The sequence below is a fragment of the Acinetobacter sp. S4397-1 genome (genome assembly GCF_024129285.1).
In the GTDB taxonomy this organism is placed as follows: Bacteria; Pseudomonadota; Gammaproteobacteria; order Pseudomonadales; family Moraxellaceae; genus Acinetobacter; species Acinetobacter lwoffii_C.
The window spans coordinates 1-264 of the sequence record NZ_JAMXXZ010000100.1 but is presented as its reverse complement, the minus strand read 5'-3'; the positions used below and the strand labels follow the sequence as shown (position 1 = coordinate 264).

The following is a 264-nucleotide window of genomic DNA, read 5'->3' as shown; positions in this document are numbered from 1 at the left end:
TAGATTTCTTTCATAAGTCATTTTTTACTCAGCTCCAAGTTATAGATTCCCGCAATTAAATTGAATCTTAATCCCAGTCTTTTGCCTCGATTGCGATATCGCTCAGCAAGAATTTTGAAAGTTTTCAAACTGCCAAATACATGCTCAATCCCAATTCTTCTTTTATTGATTTGCTGATTATAGATTTTTAGTTCAGGATCCAGTTTACAGCGCTTCTTTGCTTTTAATGGCAACAAGCTATTTGGATACACTGTATAAATTCCC

The 264-nt window shown here is 34.1% G+C and carries 1 protein-coding gene; it reads right to left on the bottom strand.

Annotation, left to right across the window (positions count from 1 at the left end):
* Window positions 1-17: 17 nt before the first annotated feature.
* The coding region (locus tag NI467_RS14970; RefSeq protein ID WP_308729497.1) for a transposase family protein at window positions 18-264 on the bottom strand (247 nt) is incomplete at its 5' end.